Origin of the sequence: Sphingomonas sp. CFBP 13720 (genome assembly GCF_014842075.1) — a bacterium.
Taxonomy (GTDB): Bacteria; Pseudomonadota; Alphaproteobacteria; order Sphingomonadales; family Sphingomonadaceae; genus Sphingomonas.
The window spans coordinates 1-22,571 of sequence record NZ_JACYVA010000001.1; the positions used below are offsets into that span (position 1 = coordinate 1).

Annotated in this window: 6 protein-coding genes; 1 reads left to right on the forward strand and 5 read right to left on the reverse strand. The window is 65.0% G+C overall.

Annotation, left to right across the window (positions count from 1 at the left end):
* Positions 1–176 precede the first annotated feature (176 nt).
* From IFT55_RS00005 to IFT55_RS00030, 5 genes are all read right to left on the reverse strand, one after another.
* A complete protein-coding gene (locus IFT55_RS00005) occupies positions 177–1,766 on the reverse strand; it encodes a recombinase family protein (RefSeq protein WP_192088398.1) in 1,590 nt (529 codons plus the stop codon).
* Entirely contained in the window at positions 1,759–2,271 is a 513-nt protein-coding gene (locus IFT55_RS00010; RefSeq protein ID WP_192088399.1) for a DUF2924 domain-containing protein, read from the reverse strand. Before IFT55_RS00010 ends, IFT55_RS00005 begins: the two co-directional genes overlap by 8 nt.
* Positions 2,268–3,734 (reverse strand): ADP-ribosylglycohydrolase family protein, encoded by a 1,467-nt coding sequence (locus tag IFT55_RS00015; protein ID WP_197976266.1) that lies wholly within the window; start codon positions 3,732–3,734, stop codon positions 2,268–2,270. Before IFT55_RS00015 ends, IFT55_RS00010 begins: the two co-directional genes overlap by 4 nt.
* On the reverse strand, positions 3,727–4,422 hold the full coding sequence (locus IFT55_RS00020) for an NUDIX hydrolase (RefSeq protein ID WP_192088400.1): 696 nt from the start codon (positions 4,420–4,422) through the stop codon (positions 3,727–3,729). The genes IFT55_RS00015 and IFT55_RS00020 overlap by 8 nt, the downstream gene beginning before the upstream one ends.
* A gap of 900 nt (positions 4,423–5,322) precedes the next feature.
* Entirely contained in the window at positions 5,323–6,552 is a 1,230-nt protein-coding gene (locus tag IFT55_RS00030) for a glycosyltransferase family 4 protein (RefSeq protein ID WP_192088402.1), read from the reverse strand.
* 173 nt (positions 6,553–6,725) lie between these two features.
* Here IFT55_RS00030 and IFT55_RS17280 point away from each other — a divergent pair, with 173 nt between their 5' ends.
* A complete protein-coding gene (locus IFT55_RS17280) occupies positions 6,726–22,538 on the forward strand; it encodes a calcium-binding protein (RefSeq protein ID WP_249403493.1) in 15,813 nt (5,270 codons plus the stop codon).
* Positions 22,539–22,571 lie beyond the last annotated feature (33 nt).

Below are 22,571 nucleotides of genomic sequence, written 5' to 3' on the forward strand. Positions count from 1 at the left end.
TCCGCGCCTCAGCACGGATGACTATGAATCAGCCTTCAACACATTTGGGAATCCTGAATGTCGATCGGCCCTAGCGAAGGGGTTTCCACGCCCCGCTCCCGCGTATCTCGGGAGCGGGTTCTGGATCGTCTGACGTGGGCTATGATGCAAGCAGAAAACGACGCAAACTTGTCAGTTTATACGTCCAGAAGCGCTCGCTGCTTGTCCCATGAAGTGGGTAAGGGGAGTAGGTCTCGCAGCTTGCGAACGGTCAACGACGGCGGCTGTCGACCTTCAACGATACGGGTAACAATGTCGGGTGCGATGAAGGCAGCGGGCAGTACGTTGCGTACATAGCTGTCGCTCAAACCATATCGGTCGGCGATCTCAACCAGCGTCGTGACTTCGCCGGAACGTAGCAACTGGAACCAGTTGCGCGCCTGCGCCACCATTTCGATCAGGCTGCGGTCAGGGGTCGGGGGCTGCGCACCGGGAACAACTAGCTGCAACTTCGATTTGTGTCGGGCTAATGCTACCGGCACGACAACGTCGTGCATTATGTCTTCCAAGCCGAACGCAGCGTGTGCAAGCATTACGACGCAGTCGTCCTTGCGCACCACTACCTTTGCAATAGCCGAGGCCAGTACGCTTCCACGTTCACGCGGCGATGCTGAACCGAGCCGGTGACCTAGATCTGCCGCCCGCTCAAGAACGTCGCCTGTAAGCAGCCCGAGGTCAGGCAGTAGCGCGGCAACGCTGCCGGGCGTTGCCAGGCGCTCGGCTAGAGCACCAGCAACGCACGTTTCGAACTGTTCGGCCGGCAAGCGAAGTGCATCGTTCGCATAGTAGTGGTACTTTGAGTTGCCCTTCCGGGTATGCGTTGCGGTGAGTAAGGTGCCGGTCGGGTCGCACACCCTTCCGCCGAGCGCGTGGCTACGCGAACTCGTGGTACCATGCGCCTTGCGCCGGTTGCCATCGAGGATCGACTGGACTGCCTCGAACAATGGCAGAGCGATGATGGCGTCATGCTGGCCGGGATATCGCTTGCCCTTATGGCCAATCTCGCCAGCATAGACCGGGTTGGCGAGGATCCGGTACAGCGAGCCACGCGTGATGACGCTGTTGCTTTGGACGCGACCACGATGCTTGCCACGGATGCCTTGCGCTTTTGCAAGCGACACCACCAGATCGGCGGCACGGTGCTCGGCGTACAGCTTGAACAACGTGCGAACATGCTCCGCTTCAAGTTCGTTGATCACCAACTGCCGGTCGACGACGTCATATCCGAGCGGCACCATGCCGCCCATCCACATGCCCTTGGCTTTGGACGCGGCGATCTTGTCGCGAATGCGCTCGCCGGTCACCTCGCGCTCGAACTGGGCGAACGAGAGCAGCACGTTGAGCGTCAGGCGCCCCATGCTGGTCGTGGTATTGAATGCCTGCGTGACGCTGACGAACGACACCGAGCGGGCATCAAAGCGATCGACCATCTTCGCAAAATCGGCGAGACTGCGGGTCAGGCGATCGACTTTGTAGACGACGATGATGTCGATATTGGCCTGTTCCACCTCGGCTAGCAGAAATTTCAGAGCGGGACGGTCCATCGAACCGCCAGAGAAGCCACCGTCGTCAAAGGCAGTTGGCACCAGCGTCCAACCTTCGTGCTTCTGCGACAGAATGTAGGCTTCGCAAGCTTCTCGCTGCGCATGTAGCGAGTTGAAAGATTGTTCGAGGCCTTCTTCGCTCGACTTGCGAGTGTAGATTGCGCAACGCACTGACTTAGACATGGGCGCGTCGCGGATAAGTCTTCCGCTGGCGAAGCCCGAAAAATAAGAGGCCGTTCCAGTGCGTGCCGGTAATATGCCGAGCGATCGCGGACAACGACGCGAACTGCTGGCCCTCATAGTCGAAACCGCTCGCCGTCACCTGCACGACGTGATTGCGTCCGCCATGGGCTTTCACGAGGCGCGTGCCAGGCTGCAATTGGCTGGAGGCCGTTGGCAATGCCGATCTACCGGCCTGCGCAACGGCGTTCCGGGTATGAGCAGTGCGTGATGCAGTACTTGTACGATCCTGATGCGCGGAAGGCACAGCCTGGAGGGCTTCCTTGGTCCGAGCAGCGGCAACCTCGCTAGCGACGACACGCAGGTCTCGCGCAATTGCCGGCGAGACGTCTCCATGCACCAGAACTTGCTCCTGCCAAGCGATCGCCTGTTGCGCGATCGCCGACAGGCGTTGTGGCGCATCTGTGCCGAAGCATGCCTGCCATTCCGCTGAAGTGCACTTGTTCATGCGTGCAACGCGGTTGCAGCGGCTACCAGACGGTCGTGCCATGCGAGCTTTGATCGCCATGTGATCGGTATCGCTTCGTAGCCGTAAAGCGCGCCCGCGAGCTGACCAGTGATAGCAGCGGTCGTATCGGCATCGTCACCGAGATTGGCGGCGAGCAACACGGCACTGGCGAAGTCGCCGGTGCGCGCCACACACCATAGTGCCGCTTCCAGCGAATGCAGCACATAGCCGGAAGACTGAATCGTGCTTCGCGCCTTGCCCTGCCAACTGCCGGCGAGAACAGCGGCAACCGAAGGAGCAAGTCCGCAAGCACGCGGTGTTAGGATGGCATCATGCGGCAAACCACCAACTGCCTCGGCGATGAGATCCGAGTAGGCAATGCACGCATCGATTGCCTCTTCGGCCCCGTGCGTTGTTCGGCTTTGGCGTTCAGCCAGATCGTGGCGCTGCGCAGCGTTGTTCCAAGCGGCAATCGCGACCGGTGCCAATCGCATCAGCGAACCGTTGCCAGCGGTGTAAGGGTCGGTGGCGCCAGCAACCGGATTGCCGTCTCGTTCGAAGCGGGACAGCGCTTGGCGTGTCGTAATGCCGATGTCGAAGCAGCGTCCCGTGCAAGAGTACTCGCCCTCGCGATGCCAGCAGACGAAGCGCTGCATCAGATCGTCTTCATTCAGTGTCAAATTCGAGATCAGGCTGTCGGCGAGCGCCAACGCCATCGCAGTATCGTCCGTCCATTGTCCTGGTTTAAGGCTGAACGGTCCCCCGCCGACCATATCGGTCAGTGCGGGCATTTGGTCCCGGCGCGTAAACTCCAGCGTCGTGCCGACTGCGTCGCCGACAGCGAGACCAACGAGAGCGCCGATCGCCCGGTCGCGCCGTGCTGCTGATTGCACGTTCGGCAAAACGGGGGGTAGCGGTCGCAGACCGAGAACATACTTCTCTTGGGCGCTCGTTTCGATCGCACCCGGCCTTACCGCACGAACGGAAGTGATTGCTTGCACCGGGTCTAGCCCAAGATCGATCAGAAGGCGCGCTGCGATCATGCCCGCACGGCCCAACCCACCCTTGCAGTGAACAAGCACGTCGAAGCCTGCACGGACACGCGACCGAAGTCCGGGCCCGACTTTTGACCAAGCCGCTTCGAACGCAGTGCCAGGCGTCGATACGTCAGGGATGGGCAGATGAAGCCAGTCCATATGCTGGCCGCGGATGGCGTCGCCGAGACCCTCGACCTGAAGCTGATCAAACTCATGCGGTTCGATCAGGGTTACGACAGCGGCCGCGCCCCACATCGCAATTGTCCGTACATCGAGATCGACATCACGGCCCCATGCCCCGGTAAGTGCCGACGCCTGCTTCTTCCCCGGACAAAAAGTCAGTCCGATACGTCCGAGACCGGGGCCCGCAGATATTGTCGCGATGTGGAGCGGATGGCTCTCGCTGGTTCGCAGTATGTTACGCATTGTCTGTTCCCCGCACGCGATACAGTTCTGCCGGCCGGTATCCCTTGTCGGTCTCGCGGATCCCGGTTGGTTCGATGCGGCCGCTCTCGACTAATCGTTTGCGAAAAGCGGGCTTGTTCAAAGATTGCCCGCGTATCGCTTCGTGCACCTGCTGCAACTCTCGCAGCGAGAAGGCCGGGGGCAAAAGACCGAAGGAGAAGGCGGTGCTGTCGAGGTCACGGCGCAGGACACTGAGCGCTGTTCCGACGATCTCAGCATGATCGAATGCCAATGGAATTTTGCGACCATTTGCCCCCCGGGCGACACTGCCATCAAGCGCCAGCAACATTCGATCGTCATTCAGAACGGGTTCGAGCCGATCGAACGTTGCTAGGGCCATGTACGCAACGCTGATAATGCGCATCCGTGGATCGCGTTTCAGAGCGCCGAACGCCCCGAACTGCTCGACTTGCGTATCGAAGCCCGCTTTTTCGCGAAGCGCGCGCTGCGCGGTAACATCAAGCGTTTCATCGGCGCGGACGAACGTACCTGGTAGGGCGAGTCGACCCCGTTCGGGGTGCGTCGTTCGCCGTACTGCTAGTAGACGTAAGCGGTTTTCGTGGAATGTCAGTGGGACAACGTCGACCGTCACCGCAACAGCACAGAAGGATGCGGGATCATAGCCCGACAGAAATTCAGCCTCGTTCATACTCACCTGTTAGACGCACGATACATATACGTCAAATGAGTCTTTCATTGCCGTGGTGATCACAGAGCCTGAGCCTTACGATATCGGCTACTGAACTGATTGCCTGAAGCGGCAGAAATAGCAGCAAGCGCGCGAGCGGTTTAAGAGGATGTGTGTGGAATATCCTCTGTAGCGCGGCTGCCGCCTTATCAGAAAGGGCTGGTGTTTTGGCAATTTCCGCTCAAGGATCGTTGACTTAGAATTGCGATATTATTGGGAGTTGCGCCATGGCAGTTGCCGATTGCTTTGTCCGTCGGAGTAAGGGCAACCCAACCCAACCAGCCTTTTAATCAAAATTGATGCTATAACGAGGGCGTTGAGCTGACAATTGACGAAGTTCGGCCCTGAGCCGACGAACGGATGTTCTACCACATGTGCACGGTGTCGTGGCAAACGTCGATGCCGCGTTCGAACAGCAGGTCCTCGACGTTGCGCAGCGACAGCGGAAACCGCACATCCATTATTATTACAAGCCGGATGGCCTACGGACTTGAGTTAAACCGTCGAAACTGGCGGGGCGGTTTGGCTCGCTATCGTCTGACCATCGCAAGTCAGCGAGAAAGGCGTCTACAAGGGCGGCAAACCACGCATTGACCCGGATGCGGTACGCAGCCGCGCGGCACAGGGCATGCACCCGGCGCATATCACGCCCTACCAAAGAATTCGCCCGGCACGGGCTATCGCTTCCGGCCGCTGGCCAAGGGTGCCTGAGAAATTATCTGGAGACGCGCAGTTGCGCGTTTTGGGTGCCGGCCCCCGCCCTCCCGGCCACCCACAAGGCACACTCAAAAAACTGGCCGGGAGGAGGAGCGGGCCAGCACCGCCTTGATACTCGCCCTTTAGCGCGTTTCCAGACAGATCCTAAATCGTCACTCCCGTCAGCTGCTCAACCAGCTGCATCTGGCGCGGCAGGCAGACCGACAAAGCGCAGCGCCCAACGGCGGTCGCCCGGGCGGCTTTGCGCAGCCTTAGGTGATCGCCGCGATCGGCGAGGGCAGCGATGATCCGGTCGGCGATGGCGGCGGGGTCGTGGAATGGGACCAGATGCCCATTTATGCCGGGTTCGAGGAATTCGAGCACCGGCGCGGTATCCGACGCAACCATGACGCAGCCGGTCGCCATCGCCTCAATGAACGACCATGAAAGCACGAACGGCACGGTGAGATAGGTGTGGACGCTGGAGACGCGCAGCAGCGACAAATAGTTCGCATAGGGCAGCTTGCCGGTGAAATGGATGCGATCGGCGAACGGACCGGTGCTCAGCGGCACCTCCAGCTCCATCTGCTCGCGCCACGACCGCCCTTCGGGAGCGGGCGCGCCATAGCTGACCTGGTCGCCGCCGGTGATGACGACCTGCGCTGCAGGCCGGGCGCGCAGAATGGCGGGGAGCGCGCGGATGAAGGACGGGTAACCGCGATAGGGTTCGAGGTTGCGGGCGACATAGGTGACGACCTCATCCTGCCGCGACAGCGTGCGCCCGTCAGGCAGGCGAAATCGCGCCGCTGGATCGGGCTTCACGACATTGGTCTCCACGCCGTCGAAGATGGTTCGGATGCGGGGCTGAAAGATTTCGGGATGACGGCTGCGCTGCCATTCGGTGGGTGCGATGCCGGCATCGGCCATGTCGAGGCTGAGTAGCAGATGGGCATTGCGCGCACGCGTGCGACACACGGCATCAAGATCGGCGGGCTGTGCCGGATCGAAACCGACATCGGCCCCGGCGCCATGATAATAGAATTCGGCATAGCTGAGGATTACGGCGCGCGGGAACACGTCGCGCACGAACATCATCTCGCCCCAGCCCGGATGGCCGATGACGATCGTCGGCACGAATCCTTCGCGTTTCAGCTGGAGCAGCGTGCGCGCGACCTGCTGCCCGTATCTGACGCTGGCTTCGTACAGGCGGACATAATGATGGGTGGTCGGATTGGCCGGACGTGGCGCTTCATAGCCGACACAGCGGACGCCGGGAATATCGGTGCCTTTACCGCGAGTTACGAAGACGACGCGATGTTTCCCCGAGGCGGCCAAGGCCGGCGCGAGGTTTTTGAACTGCGCCGGCATGTTCTGGTGAATAAACAATATGTCCAACCGCAATACTCCATTCGGGGTAGATGTGAGTAATAGGATAATGTTCCGTCAATATACTGGTAAGACTATTGAGTATTTACGTTCAAGTAACCATTATGTAGTGCATTTCCGACAATGGGTCGGATCGTTGATAACGATGGCGGGGGCGCGCCTTCGGACGTGGGGGATGGCAGATGGCGAACTATAGCGGCACCACTGGTGGTGACAATTATTCCGGGACTTCCACGGACGACAGCATCGCCGGCAACGGCGGCAACGATACGCTGTACGGCAATGCCGGCAACGACAGCATCGACGGCGGCGACGGTAACGACGTGCTGTACGGCAATGACGGTAACGACACTGTGCGCGGCGGGGCGGGCGACGATTTCATCGAGGATTATCGCGGCAGCAACGTCCTCGACGGCGGAGCCGGGAACGACACGTTCAACTGGGTCGGTAGCATGGGTGGTGATGGCGTTGGCGGTGCCGACACGATCACCACCGGCGCGGGTCGCGACACGCTGCGCGTCGACGGCTATGGCGTCCGCAATTTCCCGCTGAGCTTCCTTGCCGACACCGTCACGGACTTCACTACCGGGGCATCGGGCGACGTCATCGACCTGTCCGAGGTCGTCAACGACCTGATCGGCTATAGCGCCGGCACCAACCCATTCCTCACCGGGTTCCTGTCCGCGGTGCAGGCGGGCAGCGATACGCTGATCCGCATCGATATCGACGCCAGCGGCACCGCGCACGGCATCAAGACGCTGCTGGTGCTCAAGAACGTCACCGCCACCGCACTGGTCGCGAGTAATTTCGCGCCGAGCTGGAGCCCGACCGGGGTGGGCGAGACGATCGCCGGCACCCCGCTGAACGATACGCTGACCGGCACCGATTCCAACGACCTGATCGACGGCGGGGCCTTTGCCGACCGGATCGACGGCGGCGGCGGCAATGATACGGTCCGCGGCGGATCGATGGGCGACACGCTGATCGGCGGATATGGCAACGATTCGATCGACGGCGGCGACGGGCGTGATTCGATCCTTGGCGGGGCCGGCAACGACACGCTGATCGGCGGCGCGGGCGACGACATCTTCGAGGACAATGCCGGCGCGAACCGGATCGATGCCGGGGCGGGCGACGACGAGATCCGCTCCGTCGGCAGCGGCCGGAACGAAGCGGGCGGCGCGGACACGATCACGCTGGGCGCGGGCAACGATACTCTGAAAATTGACGGCTATGGCCTCTATTATTACGCGTCGAACCAGCACACCGATATCGTCACCGACTTCGTGGCCGGCGGCACCGAGAACCGCGACGTAATCGACCTGAACGACGTCACCTCCTATCTGTCGGGCTGGGATTCGAGCACCAATCCGTTCGCGACCGGATTCCTGCGGCTGTTGCAGTCGGGCAGCAACACGCTTCTGCAATATGACCGCGACGGCGCGGGCACCGGCTATGGCTGGGTGTCGGTGCTGCAACTGAACGGCGTGACCGCGACCGCGATGACCGCCGCCAATTTCATCGGCTATGCGCCCGCCGACAAGGGCTATGTCCTAACCGGCGGCGAAGGACGCGACGTGCTGAACGGGTCACTGGTCGCCGATACCCTGTCGGGCGGCGTCGGCGGCGACGTGTTGAACGGCAATGCGGGCAATGACAGCCTCGATGGCGGGGCGGGCAACGACACGCTCTCTGGCGATGCCGGCAACGATACGGTCGCGGGCGGCGACGGCAACGACACGCTGTACGGCGATGCCGGCAACGACAGCCTGACCGGCGGCGCGGGCAACGATGTTTTCAGCGATTACGCAGGCAACAACACGCTGCTGGGCGGCGATGGCGACGACCGGTTCGACTATGTCGGCTATGGCGCCGGCACCGACCGCTTCGTCGGCGGGGCGGGACGCGACACGTTCCAGACCTATTATTACTATGCCGGGCAGGGCGCGGACACGATCGCCGGGTTCGAAGGCGGGGCGGGCGGCGACGTCGTCGACGGCTATTGGAATTTCTCCAACCTCGCCACCGGCGCGAACCCGTTCACGACGGGGCATCTGCGGCTGATCGCCAGCGGCGGCAACACCCTGCTCCAGATCGACCCGGATGGCGGCGCCAATAACTGGGCGACGTGGCTGACTTTCGAAGGGATTGCGCCCGCCGCCTTTACCCGCGACAATTTCACGCTGAGCTATGCACCCAATGCGCAAGGGCTGGTGCTGACCGGCAGCGCGCTGGCGCAGGAGATCAACGGCACCAGCGACGGCGATACCATCACCGGGCTAGGCGGCAACGATACGCTGAACGGCGGCTATGGCGCGGACAGCATTGACGGCGGCACCGGCGACGACACCCTGTATGGCGGCGGGCAGAATGACGCGTTGCTCGGCGGCGACGGCGACGATTATCTGAACGGCGATGAAGGCGATGACGACCTCGAAGGCGGCGCGGACGATGACCGGCTCTATGGGCAAGGCGGCAACGACACGCTGACCGGCGATGTGGGCAACGACTATCTTGATGGCAGTTCGGGCGACGACAGCCTGATCGGTGGCGATGGCGACGACACGATCATCGCTTATCTGGGCAACGACACGGTCATTGCCGGGGCTGGCAACGACAGCGTGCAAGGTAGCTATTACAGCAATGTCGGCAATGCGACGGTCGATCTGGGCAATGGCGACGACACGTTCAACAGCGAAATCGGCTATGGCGGGTCGGTCGATACCGTGACCGGCGGGGCCGGGCGCGATACCTATATCCTGTCGGCCTATCCGACGACGACGGCAAATCTGACCGTCATCACCGACTTCGCGACCGGTACGGGTGGTGACCGGTTGCAGATCAGCACGGATTATTTCCAGAACTGGGACCCGTCGACCAACCCGTTCACCGCCGGCTATCTGCGCTTCACCACCGAAAGCGGCGCGGTCATATTGCAGGTCGACAACGACGCCGGCGCCACCGGCTATGCGTGGCGGACGATCGCCCGGTTCGAAGGGGTGACGAACCCGGCCGCCTTCACCGCCGACAATTTCGCGACCTGGTATCGTCCCGGCTTTGTCGGCGCGACCCTAACCGGCGATGCCAACAGCCAGCGGATCGACGGGACGCCGATGGGCGACACCCTTTCCGGGCTGGGGGGCGATGACTCACTCTATGGCGGCACCGGCAACGACAGCATCGATGGCGGCACCGGCAACGATATCCTCGATGGCGATGCCGGCAACGACACGCTGATCGGCGGAGCCGGCAACGACACGCTGCAGGGCGACGCGGGCAACGACAGCCTGTCGGGTGGCGACGGGAATGACGTGTTCGGTGCCAACGACGCCGGCAACGACACTTTCGACGGCGGGGCAGGCGACGACAGCTTCAGCTATTCGCAGGGCGAAGACAGCTTCGTCGGCGGCGACGGCGACGACAGTTTCGGCGACTATACCGGCGCAGACACGTTCAGCGGTGGGGCTGGTGACGACCGATTCGACTATGTCGGCTATTATCAGGGCAATGACAGCTATAGCGGCGGCACCGGCCGCGATCGCTACAACCTCTATTACCTGTTCAACCAGACGCCGGTCGTCAGCACGATCACCGATTTCGCCACCGGCAGCGGCGGTGACCTGATCGTCCTCGATCAGGCGGGGCTGTCGCTGGGCGGCGCGCAGATGGACGCGACCAAGCTGATCTCGGGTGGCTGGATGCGGCTGCGCCAGGTCGGCAGCGATACCGCGGTCGATTTCGACCAGAATGGCGGCGGCGACAATTTCCAGCAATATCTGCTGCTCAAGAACGTCACCGCGACCGCACTGACCCCCGACAACTTCACCCCCGACCTGCGCGCGACCGGCGTCGCGGCGACGCAGAGCGGCACGACCGGTGCCGACAGCTTCACCGGTGTGGGCCGCGACAATTATTCGGGGCTGGCCGGTAACGACACCATCAACGGCGCGCAGGGCGAAGACACGCTCTATGGCAATGACGGCGCGGATTCGATCAGCGGCGGCGAGCGCAACGACCAGCTGATGGGCGGTGCCGGCAACGACACGCTCGACGGTGGCGACGATAACGACGCGCTCTATGGCGAGGGCGACAACGACCTGCTGTCGGGCGGTGCGGGCGACGACTATCTCGACGGCGGTGCTGCCCTCGACACGTTGATCGGCGGCAGCGGGGACGATAATCTGTCGGGCAATAGCGAGGCCGACAGTCTCGATGGCGGCATTGGCAACGATACGCTGGACGGCGGTGCCGGCAACGACACGTTGTCCGGTGGTGACGGCAACGACCGGTTTCAGGATTATCAGGGCGCGAACAGCGTCACCGGCGGGGCCGGCGACGATTATTTCCGCTATGTCGGCTATAGCGGCGGCACCGATACGCTGACCGGCGGCGACGGGCGCGATACCTATGAACTGACGTCGGTTTCGCCCGGTAGCGTGACCGCCGATCGCATCACCGATTTCGCGGTCGGGGCGGACGGCGATGTCGTCTCGCTGGCGTCGCTCAGCAGCTATATGACCGGCTATGTCCCCGGCACCAATCCGTTCGCGTCGAGCTATCTGCGACTGGTGGTCAGCGGCAGCGACCGGGTGTTGCAGGTCGACTGGAACGGCGCGACCGGCGGGGCGACGTGGGTCGACCTCATCACCTTCGTCGGAAAGGCGGGCGCGACCTTTACCCGCGACAATTTCGTCATCGGTGACGTGCGCATCGATCCGGCCGGGGTCGGTCAGAACATTGCCGGATCGGCGCAGAATGATCGTATCGTCGGAACGATCGATGCCGACACCGTCATCGGCGGGTCGGGCGATGACACGGTCGACGGCAATGGCGGGCATGATTCCGTCGCGGGCGGTGACGGCGACGACCTGCTCTATGGCGAACAGGGCAACGACACGCTGTCGGGCGATGCCGGCAACGACCAACTGCAAGGCGGGATCGGCAACGACAGCCTGACCGGCGGGGACGGCAACGATAATCTGAGCGGGCAGGAAGACGGCGACACGCTGGCGGGCGGGGCCGGCAACGATAATCTGAGCGGCGGCAGCGGCAACGACCGGATCGATGGCGGCAGCGGCAACGATACGATCGACGGCGACGACGGCAACGATACGCTGCTCGGTGGCGATGGCAATGACCTGTTCCGCGACTATACCGGCGCGGACAGCATCGACGGCGGGGCCGGCGACGACCGGTTCGAATATGTCGGCTACAATACCGGCGCGGATACCATCACCGGCGGTGCCGGTCGCGACAGCTATGTCTTCTATCCCTATGGGCAACAGGTCCAGACGACCATCACCGACTTCGCGACCGGTGGGGACGGTGACGTCGTCGATGTGGCGCAATTGCTTGGGCAGCTTCAGAATTACACCGGAACGGTCAATCCGTGGACCGACGGGCATTTCCGGCTGACCGCCGATGGCGGCACCGACACGCTGCTGCAATGGGACCGCGACGGCGGCGGCAATGCGTGGACGACGCTGATCCGGTTCCAGAACGTCCTGCCCGCCGCCTTCCAGACCGCGAACTTCACCGGTGGGTGGAGCATCGACGGCGCTGGCCAGTTGCAGCAGGGCAGCGACGGCGACGACCGGGTCACCGGGTCGAACGATCGCGATACGCTGACCGGCGGCCTTGGCGACGATACGCTGAGCGGCGGCAACGGTAACGACAGCATCGTCGGCGGGGCCGGCAACGATAATCTGTCCGGGGATGGCGGCAACGACACCATCGTCGGCGATGCCGGAAACGACACGATCGACGGCGGCGATGGCAATGACAGCCTCAGCGGCGGGCTTGGCGACGACACGATCGAAGGTACTTGGGGGAATGATACGATCAGCGGCGGTGCCGGCAATGACCGGCTGTCCGACTATGGTGGTACGAACGTCATCGATGGCGGCGATGGCGACGACCTGTTCTACAATATCGGCTCGTGGCAGGGGCAAGCCGTCACGAACACGCTGACGGGTGGTCTTGGCCGTGATACGTACGACTTCTACGAATATTCGACCCGCTATCCGGTGGCGGGTTCCGGAATAACGACGATCACCGACTTCACCGCCGGCACCGGTGGCGACGTCATCAACCTCGGCACCAGCTATATGTCCGGTGTCGACGGCGGCAATCCGTTCGAAACCGGCCATATGCGGCTGTTGCAGGACGGTGCCGATACGCTGTTGCAGGTCGATCATGACGGCACCGCCGCCACGCTTGACTGGCAGACGGTCGCGCGGTTGCAGAATGTCGTCGCGACGGCGCTCAACTACGACAATTTCACGAATGGCGTCGGTCCGGTCGGCGTTACCCGCACCGGTACGCAGTTCGACGACGATCTCGACGGTACCAGCAGCCCCGACCGGATCGAGGGGCTGGGCGGCGACGACACGATCGATGGCGGCCTGGGCCGCGACACGATCCTCGGCGGTGCGGGCCGCGACCGGATTGATGGCGGGCAGGGTGACGACAGCCTGTCGGGTGGCGACGGCAGCGACTGGTTCAACGACCAATATGGCCAGAACACCGTGTCGGGCGGCGATGGCGACGATACGTTCAGCTATGTCCGCGGCGTCGTGTCCGGCGATGCCGGCGACGACTATTTCGACAATGCCGGTTACGACGCCTTTGTCGACACGCTCGACGGTGGCGCCGGCCAGGACGTGTTCCGCCTGAACGGCTATTCTCTGCGCTATGGCGACGGCGCTGCCGACGTCATCCAGAACTTCACCGCAGGTACCGGCGGCGATGTGCTCGACGTGTCGAACGTCGTGGCCTATTTCACCAACTTCACCACCGGCCAGAACCCGTTCCTGACCGGGCATATGCGCCTGCTGGGCGCGGCGGGCGAATTGTTCCTGCAAGCCGATTTCGACGCCGCCGGCACCGCCACGGGCTGGAAGACGATCGCGATCCTGCGGGGCATGGACACGTCGGTGTCCGAGGAACTGACCCTCTACAACTTCACCCCGTCGATTTCGCCGAGCGGCATCGGCCTGTTGATCCAGGGCAGCGAGGCGGCGGATTCGCTGCCGGGATCGAACTCGAACGACACGATCGAGGGGCTGGGCGGCAACGACACCATCGACGGCAATGGCGGCGACGATTCGATTTCGGGCGGTGCCGGCGACGACCGGATCGAGGGCGATACCGGCAACGACACGCTGCGCGGCGATGCCGGCAACGACACCATCACCGACCTGACCGGCACCAACCGGATCGAAGGGGGCGCGGGCAATGATTATCTGAGCGGCACCGGCACCCTGCTGGGCGGGGCGGACAACGACCAGCTCTTCGGGTCGGGATCGCTCGACGGCGGCGACGGCGACGACGCGATGTCGCTGAACAGCGGCACCGCGACGGGCGGTGCCGGCAACGACACGTTCGACGCATCGTCGGCGGGTGCGGGCGTGCAGATGACCGGCGATGCCGGCAATGACAGCCTGCGCGGATCGGCGTCGGCCGACCGACTGGACGGCGGCACGGACGCCGACACGATCGACGGTGGCGCGGGGGCCGATACGCTGCTGGGCGGTACGGGCGACGACCTGCTGTTCGCCGGGGCCGGTGCCGACAGCATCGACGGCGGCAGCGGATCGGACATGGTCCGCGTCGCCGGGCGGATGGCCGATTTCTCGGTCACCGCCGGGGCCAATGGCACCACGATCCTGACCGATCTGCGCACCGGCAGCCCGCTGGGCACCGATACGCTGTCGGGGGTCGAGCTGCTCCAGTTCGACGACGACGAATATGCGCTGGTCAGCACGCCGGGCATCTTCTGGCAGGACTCGGCCGGCATAGACGACCGCATTCCCAATGCGACGCTGACCTCGGCCACGCTGGCCGGCGACGACACGCTGTACGGCAATTCGGGCTTCGACATCATCGATGCGGGGTTCGGCAATGACTCGGTGCGTGGCGGCGTCGGCAACGACGTGCTCTATGGCCAGTCGGGCCGCGACACGCTGGAGGGTGGCGAGGGCGACGACACGCTTTGGGGCGGGACGGGCCAGGACGTGCTCGACGGCGGCGACGATGCCGACTGGCTGTATGGCGACGGCGGGTCGGACACGCTGCGCGGCAGCACCGGCAACGACCGGTTGGAGGACCGCCTCGGCAGCAACCGCCTGTACGGCGATACCGGCAACGACACGCTGATCGGCACCGGCACGCTTGAGGGCGGCATCGGCAACGACGCGCTCTCGGGCAGCGGGCTGCTCGATGGCGGCGTCGGCAACGATGCGCTGTCGGGCGAGGGCACGCTGATCGGTGGCGACGGCATCGACACGCTGTCGGGGTCGGGAACGCTGCTCGGCGGGATCGGCAACGACGCGATCAACATCGTGTCGGGTGCCGCTTATGGCGAGGCGGGCAACGACACTATCGCCACCGCTTATCCGTGGAGCGGACCGGTCACCATGGACGGCGGTGCGGGCGACGATCGCCTGACCGGCTTCCATGGCACGCGCGAGACTCTGCTGGGTGGCGACGGGTCCGACACGCTGTCGGGCGGTCGTGGCGGGGGCGTGTCGACCGATAACGACAGCCTCGACGGCGGGGCGGGCAACGACACGCTCGACGGCGGCGATGGCGACGACACGATCGTCGGCGGCGGCGATTACGACGTCGCGCTGTATGGCGGGACGCGCGCCTTCGCATCGGTTATCCGCGATGGCAATGGCGGCTATATCGTCGCCGACAACCGCGACGGGCGCGGCGTCGACGGCACCGATCAGGTGCGCGGCATCGCCACGCTGCGCTTCACCGACCTCGATTTCGACGTGACCGCCGCCAACACCGGCATCGTCGTCGGCGGCACGACGGCCGCCGACCGCCTGACCGGCACCGCGTTCGACGACAGCATCACCGGCGGCGACGGCAACGACACGATCGACGGCGGGGCGGGCAACGACCGGATCGTCGCCGGCACCGGCGCGGACAGCGTCGCGGGCAGCGCCGGCAACGACGTGCTCTACGGCGAGGCCGGGGTCGACACGATCGACGGCGACATCGGGGCCGACTGGATCGACGGCGGTGCCGATGGCGACAGCATCGCCGGCGGCGACGGCAACGACACCATCGTCCAGAGCGCGGGGGCCGACACGATCGACGGCGGCGCGGGCGACGATCGCATCACCGACTATGACGACAACGGGAACGTCCTGTCGGGCGGCGACGGCAACGACACGATCGGCGGCAACGGCACGCTGACGGGCGGCCTCGGCAATGACAGCGTCAGCGGCAGCGGCCTGCTCGACGGTGAAGCCGGCAACGACACGCTGAACGGATCGGGGCTGGTGCGCGGCGGCGACGGCAACGACGTCGTCTATGTGTCGAGCGGCAGCGGACAGGGCAATGACGGCAACGACACGCTGTCGGGCTATTATGCCAGCGACCTGCTGCTCGACGGCGGATCGGGCGCCGATTCGATCTGGGGCGGCAGCGGCAGCGACACGCTGCTCGGCGGTGCGGGCGACGATACCATCCTGGGCGGCGGCGGGACCGACACCGTCTATGGCGGATCGGGCTTCGACAAGCTCATCTATAACGGCCGCCGGTCGGACTATGGCATCGTCAACAACAGCGACGGCAGCATCACCGTGCAGGACCTGCGCGGCGGCAGCCCCAACGGCACCGACCGGGTGTACGGCATCGAGCTGCTCCAGTTCGACAGCGGCGACGAACAGACGCTGCCGGGCAGCAATGTCGGGCTGGTACTGACCGGCACCGCGTTCGACGACATCCTGATCGGCGACAGCGGCAACGACACCATCACCGGCCTCGCCGGCAACGACCGTCTGGGCGGCGACGACGGCAACGACATCATCGATGCTGGTGCTGGCAACGACGTGGTGACCGGCGATTCCGGGTCGGACACGCTGACCGGCGGGACCGGCAACGATTATATCGACGGCGGCACCGGCACGGATTCGATCAGCGCGGGCGACGGCAACGACACCGTCTATGGCCGCCTTGGCGACGACACGATCGATGCCGGAGCGGATGCCGATTATGTCGAGGATGTCGGCGGGTTGAACCGCATCCTCGGCGGCAGCGGCAACGACACGTTGAACGGCAACGGATCACTCTATGGCGGCGACGGCGACGACCGGATCACCGGCAACATCTATGCGACCGGCCTGTTGTCCGGCGATGCCGGCAACGACAGCCTGACCGGCTATGGCACCTTGGACGGCGGCATCGGTGCCGACACGCTGCTGGTCGGGACCGGCGGCACCGGCACCGGCGGCGCGGGCAACGACACGCTGTCGGGCTGGCAGCCCTATGGCTATGACGGCGCGCAGACGCTGGACGGCGGGGCCGACAACGACGTCGTCTATGGCAATTGGGGTGCCGACAGCCTGATCGGCGGCACCGGCAACGACTGGCTGTCGGGCGGCGACGCCAGCGACACGCTGGCCGGCGGCGATGGCGAGGATACCGCCTCGTTCGAAATGGCGCGCGAGAACGCCTCGGTCGTCCGCGACGGCAATGGCGGCTATTTCGTCGTCGACAATCGCCACAACCTCGGCGCCGATCGCCTGTCGGGCGTCGAACGGGCGACCTTCGCCAACGCCGCCTTCGCCCTGTCGGCGGCGACGGCGGGCATGGTGTTCAACGGGACGGCGGGCAACGACACGCTGACCGGCACCGAACTGGATGATTCGATCAGCGGCGCGGGGCTGCCGCCCGGCGTCACCGCGCCCAATACCGGCATCGACGATCCCGATCAGGACCGGGGCGACGACCGCCTGTTCGGTCTGAGCGGCAACGACCGCATCTTCGGCGGGCGCGGTGCCGACCTGATCGACGGCGGCGTCGGCTATGACGTGCTCGACGGCGGGGCCGACAACGATACGCTGCTGGGCGGCAGCGACGACGATCAGCTGTTCGGCGGCGCGGGTAATGACAGTCTCGACGGCGGCATCGGCAACGACACCATCGACGGCGGCACCGGCGACGACCGGGCGCTTGGCGGCGATGGCGACGACTTCATCACTGGCGGCGGCGGCACCGACGAACTGGTCGGCGGCGCCGGTCGCGACGCGCTGTCTGGCGACGGCACCTTGAGCGGCGGCGACGGCGACGACGTCCTGTCGGGCAGCGGCCAGTTGCTGGGCGATGCCGGCAACGACACGATCACCATCGGATCGGGCAACGCGCTGGGCGGTGACGGCAACGACGCCATCACCGGCTATGGCATCCTGCGCGGCGAAGCGGGCAATGACGCGCTCGGCGTCTATACCGGCGCGATCGGCTATGGCGATGCCGGCAACGACACGCTCTACGGCACCGCCCCTTTCGGCATCGACGGCGCACAGACGCTCGACGGTGGCGAGGGCGACGACGTCATTTCTGGCAATTATGGCGAGGATTCGCTGCTCGGCGGCGGCGGTGCCGACTGGATTTCGGGCGGCGCCGGCAACGACGTCATCGACGGCGGCAGCGGCGGCGATTTCCTTGCGGGCAATGGCGGCAACGACACCATCGACGGCGGAGGGTCGGGCGCGCTGACCCCTGACATCGTCCGCTATTACGGCAATCGCAACGACTTCACCGTGACCGAGACCAATGGCGTCGTCACCGTGACCGACAACCGCCCCGGATCGCCTGAGGGCACCGACACGCTGACCAATGTCCGCGTGCTGCGCTTCGACGATGCCGATTACATCGCCCGGGCCAACCCCGGTGTCTGGCTGCGCGGTGGAACGGGCAACGACATGATCGGTGACATCACCACCGGTTCGTCGTCGGGCGTGGTCAACGTCACCAATCCGTCGGGGCCGCGCTTCGCCGGATCTGGCGACGACACGCTCGAAGGGCAGGGTGGCAATGACTCGGTCCGCGGTCTGGCGGGTGAGGACAGCATCCTCGCCGGTGCCGGCAACGACAGCATCGATGGCGGGACCGAAGCCGACCGCATCTATGGCGAGGCGGGCGACGACCTGCTCGACGGCAGCGACGACGACGATCTGGTCGTCGGTGGCACCGGCAATGACTCGATCCTCGGCGGCATCGGCGAGGATATTCTGGCCGGCGGCGACCTGATCATCACCCAACCGGTCGATCCGGTCACCGGTTTGCCGGTGGGCGGTCCGGTGCTGGGCGTCGAAACGATCGGCGGCGGCGACGACACGCTGCGCGGCGGGGACGACGACGACAGCATCTATGGCGGATCGGGCCTCGACAGCCTGTCGGGCGATGCCGGCAACGACCTGATGTATGGCGGCATGGATGCCGACACGATCGACGGCGGCACCGGCGACGACGCGCTGTATGGAGAGGATGGGAATGACATCCTGACCGGCGGTTCGGGCGTCGATACGCTGTCGGGCGGTGCTGGCAACGACTCGCTGACCGGCTTCGGTGTCCTGTCGGGCGATGCCGGCAACGATACGCTGACCGGCGGCGGAACTCTGTCGGGCGGCGAGGGGGCCGATATCCTGACCACGGGCAGCGGCAACGACCTGCTCGACGGTGGCGACGGCGACGATACACTGACCGCCGGCGAGGGCAGCGACACGCTGATCGGCAGGGCGGGCACCGACCGGGCGATCATCGGCGGCCAGCGGGCCAACTTCACCGTCGCGGCGGGCGATGGCGGCGTGTACGTCATCGACAATCGCGGCGGCGGAGGCACCGATTTCCTGACCAGCATGGAAACGATCCAGTTCGCCGATGTGACGCAAGGGGCGGTCGGCGGCAGCGTGCTGCACGGCGACGACGGTGCCAATGCGCTGACCGGCACCGCGCTCGACGACTATCTGCTCGGGGAATCGGGCAACGACACGCTGATCGGCGCGGCCGGCAACGACCGTATCTTCGGCTATAACGACGATGACTCGATCGCGGGCGGCAGCGGCAACGACGCGCTGTTCGCCGGGGCGGGCAACGACACGGTCGATGGCGGCGACAATGACGACCTGATCGACGGCTTCGACGGGGCCGACAGCCTGGTGGGCGGGACCGGCAACGACACCGTCACCGGCGGCTTCGGCAACGACACCATCGACGGCGGCACGGGCAACGACGTGCTGGCGGGCGACGCCAACCATGACAGCCTGTTGGGCGGCGCGGGCAGCGATACGCTGACCGGCGGGTCGGGCGACGACACGCTCGACGGCGGGGCCGACAACGACGTGCTGAACGATGGCGACGGCGCCAACCGGATGGACGGCGGTGCCGGCAACGACACCTTGTCCGGGTCGGGCACGCTGCTCGGCGGTCTCGGCAACGATCAACTGGGCGGAACCGCCGATGCGTGGCTCGACGGTGGGGCCGGCGACGACACGATCGGCGGCGGCGGCGCGAACCTCTATGGCGGCGACGGCAACGACCGGATCACCGGATCGTCGGGGTCGGACACGCTGACCGGCGGCGACGACAGCGGTGCTGATACGCTGGACGCCGGGGCCGGCAACGACGTGTTGCTGGGCGGTGCCGGCGACGACCGGTTGGTCGGCGGCGGCGGCAACGATCGGATTGACGGCGGCAATGGCAATGATATCGCCATCTACTCCTCGGTCCGCGCCGACTATACCATCACTCAGGAATCGCCGGGCGTGTTCCGTGTCGTCGACAATCGCGGCGGCCTCGGCCCCGATGGCAACGACACGATCACCGGCGTCGAACTGCTGCGCTTCATCGATCAGGATCTGGTGCCCAGCGACGGCAATACCGGCATCGTGTATGACGGCAACGACGCCCCCGACAATCGTACGGGCGGCGAGGGCGACGACACGCTGCGCGGCTTCGGCGGCAACGACACGCTGGACGGCGGACCGGCGGGCAATGACAGCCTCGACGGCGGCAATGGCAACGACATCCTGATCGGCGGCACCGGCAACGACATCCTCGATGGCGGCGACGGCATCGACACGATGACCGGCGGCACCGGCAACGACCTGTACCGGGTCGAGGATGCGGCCGATATGATCGTCGAGGCAGCGAGCGGCGGCCTCGACACGGTCGAGGCCGACCTACCCGGCGGATCGGTGGCGACGATCAGCACCTATTCGATCGCGTCGCTGACCAATCTCGAAAACCTGACCTACACCGGCGGCCTGCGCTTCGTTGGCACCGGCAATGCGCTGGCCAACGTCATCACCGGCGGTGCGTTGGCCGATACCCTGAGCGGCGGGTCGGGCAACGACACGCTGATCGGCGGGACGGGTGCGGATTCAATGGTCGGCGGCACCGGCGACGACACGTACGAGGTCGACCTGTCGACCGATATCGTCGTAGAATCCTCGGGCGGGGGTAGCGACACGGTCCGCACCGCGCTCGGCAGCCTGACCATCGCCGCGTTCGCGAACGTCGAAAACCTCGTCTATACCGGTACCGCCGGCTTCGTCGGCACCGGCAACGCATCCAGCAACCGCCTGACCGGCGGGGCGGGCAACGACACGCTGTCGGGCGGGTCGGGCAACGACACGCTCGACGGCGGCGCGGGTGTCGACCGTCTGGAGGGGGGATCGGGCAACGACACCTATCTCGTCGACACCACCACCGACACGCTGGTCGAACTGTCGGGTGGCGGCACCGATACCATCGACACCGGCCTGTCGAACTGGACGCTGGCGCTGTATTTCGAAGCGGTCACCTATACCGGCAGCGCAGCGTTCACCGGCACCGGCAACGCATCTGCCAACACCCTGACCGCCGGCAGCGGCAACGATACGCTGCGCGGCGGTGCCGGCGACGACAATCTCATTGGCGGTGCGGGCAATGACTCGCTGGTCGGGGAGGGCGACGACGATACGCTAGACGGTGGGGCGGGCGACGATACGCTCGACGGCGGGTCGGGCAACGACGTCTATGTCCTCGACGGCAACGACCTGCTGATCGAGGCGGCGAATGGCGGCCGCGATACGGTGCGCACGGCGCGGAACAGCTACACGCTGGCCGCCAATTTCGAGAGTGTCGCGTTCACCGGCACCGGGGCGTTCACCGGCACCGGCAACGAACTGGCCAACGGTCTGACCGGGGGCAGCGGCAACGACCTGCTCTATGGCCTGGTCGGCAACGACACGCTGAACGGCGGGGTCGGTGCGGACACGATGGACGGCGGCAACGGCAACGACACCTATTATGTCGACAACATCGCCGACGTGATCGTCGAGGCGGCCGGCGGCACCGACACGATCGTCACCTCGCTCGCCAGCTTCACGCTCGCTGCCAATCTCGAATCGTTGAGCTTCAACGGCACCACCGGCTTCACCGGCATCGGCAACGACCTCGCCAATGCCCTGACCGGCGGGAAATATGCGGACTCGCTGACCGGCGGTGCCGGCAACGATACGCTCAGTGGCGGCGCCGGTGCCGACACGCTGACCGGCGGCACCGGCGACGACGCTTACGTGGTCGACAATATCGGCGACGTGATCGTCGAGGCGGTTGGCGAGGGGACCGACACGGTAACGACCTCGCTGGTCAGCTACACGCTGGGTGCCAACCTAGAAAAACTGACCTATTCCAGCAGCAAGGCCTTTACCGGCGTAGGTAACGCGCTCGGTAACAGCATCACCTCGGGCAGCGGCGCGGATCTGTTACAAGGCCTCGACGGCAACGACACGCTGTCGTCGGGCAGCGGCAACGATACGCTGGCGGGCGGTACGGGCAGCGACGTGCTGACCGGCGGCAGCGGCGGCGACGTAATGGCCGGCGGTACGGGGGCGGATCGCTTCGTCTTTACCAAGGTGAGCGACTTCGGAACGGCCGATCTGCTCGACCGGATCACCGACTTCGTCGCGGCGGACGGGGATCGCATCGACCTCGCGACGATCGACCCGTCGAGCGCCAGCGGGAACCAGGCGTTCACCTTTATCGGAACCGAAGCGTTCACGACGACGACGCACACGACCTATGAGCTTCGCTTTCAAGTTGCGGTGGACGGCTATATGCTAGTGCAGGGCGACAGCAACCGGGACGGCGTCGCTGACTTCGCGTTCCTAGTCTATACGACGTCGCTCGGCGCGGGAGATTTCATACTGTAACGGCTTGCCGGGGGTTGGTGACATTCACGGCAT

Excerpts from the sequence above, each read along its gene's own strand:
- IFT55_RS00005 (WP_192088398.1), bottom strand. The coding sequence starts at position 1,766 with ATGTCTAAGTCAGTGCGTTGCGCAATCTACACTCGCAAGTCGAGCGAA.
- IFT55_RS00010 (WP_192088399.1), bottom strand. The coding sequence starts at position 2,271 with ATGAACAAGTGCACTTCAGCGGAATGGCAGGCATGCTTCGGCACAGAT.
- IFT55_RS00015 (WP_197976266.1), bottom strand. The coding sequence starts at position 3,734 with ATGCGTAACATACTGCGAACCAGCGAGAGCCATCCGCTCCACATCGCG.
- IFT55_RS00020 (WP_192088400.1), bottom strand. The coding sequence starts at position 4,422 with ATGAACGAGGCTGAATTTCTGTCGGGCTATGATCCCGCATCCTTCTGT.
- IFT55_RS17280 (WP_249403493.1), top strand. The coding sequence starts at position 6,726 with ATGGCGAACTATAGCGGCACCACTGGTGGTGACAATTATTCCGGGACT.